The sequence below is a fragment of the Streptomyces sp. SID14478 genome (assembly GCF_010548525.1).
In the GTDB taxonomy this organism is placed as follows: Bacteria; Actinomycetota; Actinomycetes; order Streptomycetales; family Streptomycetaceae; genus Streptomyces.
In genome coordinates this window covers 1-1,960 of record NZ_JAAGMG010000414.1, presented here as the reverse complement: position 1 = coordinate 1,960, position 1,960 = coordinate 1, and the positions used below count along the sequence as shown (strand labels likewise).

The following is a 1,960-nucleotide window of genomic DNA, read 5'->3' as shown; positions in this document are numbered from 1 at the left end:
TGGGAGCAGGCCAGCGGGCTGACGGGCGCCCTCGACGAGCGGGACACCCGGCGGATGGCACGGGCGGGCATGCGGCCCCTGCCGACCGCCCGCGCCCTGGCCCTGTTCGACCTGGCGATCCGGCGCGGCGACCCGGTCCTGTTCCCGCTGCACCTGGACACCTCCAGGCCGCAGGAGCCGGACGGGGTTCCCGAGGTGCTGCGCGGGCTGCTGCACACGCCGCTGCGCAGGGCCGCCCGGGAACGGTCCGGCGACGGGCTCGCCGCGCGCCTCGGATCGTTGCCGCGCCCCGACCGGCTGGCCGCCCTGACCCAGGCCGTACGCGCCCAGGCCGCCGCCGTCGCCGGGTTCGACACGGCCGAATCGGTGGCGCCGGGGCGGCAGTTCAAGGACCTCGGCTTCGACTCACTGGCCTCGGTCGAGATGCGCAACCGGCTGGGCGCCGCCGTCGGCCTGCGGCTGCCGAGCACCCTCGTCTTCGACCACCCGACCCCGGAGGCGGTGGCCGCGTACGTGGACGGCCGGCTGTTCGCGGACGCGCCCGGCGAATCGGGGACGGACCCGCGCCGCCTGGTCACCGAGCACCTCAACGCGCTGGAGGCGGCGCTGGACGGCTGGCACGACAGCACCGGCTCCGGTGCGGACACCGCGGGCCAACGCCGGGCGATCGAGGCGCGGTTGACCGCCCTGCTCGGCCGGTGGAGCACCGCGGGCGGCGGCGGAGACGCCCGTACGGCCGTCGACGTCATCGACGACGTCGACGACGAGGAACTGTTCGAACTTCTCGATCAGCGGTTCGGTGAGGGGAACGAGGAACGATGAGCGGGGAGCAGGAGACCACCGAGGGCAAGCTGCGCCGTTACCTGCGGCGCACGGTCGGGGACCTGGAGGCCGTCAGCGCACGGCTGCGGGAGACCGAGTACCGGGCCGGCGAGCCGATCGCCGTCGTCGGCATGGGCTGCCGCTTCCCCGGCGGCGTCAACTCCCCGGAAGAACTCTGGGAGTTGATGGCCGCGGACGGCGACGCCGTCTCCGGCCCGCCCACCGACCGCGGCTGGGACACCACGGCCCCCGACACCCGCACCGGCGGCTTCCTGCACGACGCCGCCGGCTTCGACGCGGACTTCTTCGGCATCTCGCCGCGCGAGGCGCTCGCCATGGACCCGCAGCAGCGGCTCCTGCTGGAAGTCGCCTGGGAGGCCCTGGAGCGCGCCGGCTTCGATCCGGCCGCGCTGGCCGGCACCCCCACCGGCGTCTTCGCCGGAGTCGGCGCCGTCGACTACGGGCCGCGCCCCGACGAGGCGGCGGCGGACGTCCTCGGCTATCTCGGCACGGGCACCGCCTCCAGCGTGGCCTCCGGCCGGATCGCGTACACGCTGGGCCTCGAAGGCCCCGCGCTCACCGTGGACACCGCCTGCTCCTCCTCTCTCACCGCGACCCACCTGGCCATGCAGTCGTTGCGCCGCGGGGAGTGCACGACCGCGCTCGCGGGCGGCGTCACGCTCATGAGCACCCCCGGCGCGTTCACCGAGTTCCACAGCCAGGGCGGGCTCGCCGCGGACGGCCGGTGCAAGCCCTTCGCCGAGGCCGCCGACGGCTTCGCGCTCGCCGAGGGCGCCGGCCTCCTCGTCCTGCAGCGGCTGTCCACGGCCCAGCAGGAAGGCCGCCGCGTCCTGGCGGTGCTGCGCGGCTCGGCGGTCAACCAGGACGGCGCGAGCAACGGCCTCACCGCACCCAACGGCCCGGCCCAGCAGCGGGTGATCCGACAGGCGCTCGACGACGCCCGGCTCGGCCCCGCCGACGTCGACTACGTAGAGGCGCACGGCACCGGCACCACCCTCGGCGACCCCATCGAGGCACACGCACTGCTGGAGACCTACGGATCCGGGCGCGCCGGGGACGATCCGCTGTGGATCGGCTCGGTGAAGTCCAACATCGGCCACACCCAGGCCGCCGCCGG

General features: G+C 75.4%; 2 protein-coding genes. Both read left to right on the top strand.

Annotated elements, in window-relative coordinates:
- Nucleotides 1–822, top strand: an 822-nt coding sequence (locus tag G3I40_RS13510) for a phosphopantetheine-binding protein (RefSeq protein WP_239091712.1), incomplete at its 5' end; no start/stop codon positions are given.
- The coding region (locus G3I40_RS13505) for a beta-ketoacyl synthase N-terminal-like domain-containing protein (RefSeq protein WP_203643993.1) at nt 819–1,960 on the top strand (1,142 nt) is incomplete at its 3' end. The genes G3I40_RS13510 and G3I40_RS13505, both read left to right, overlap by 4 nt.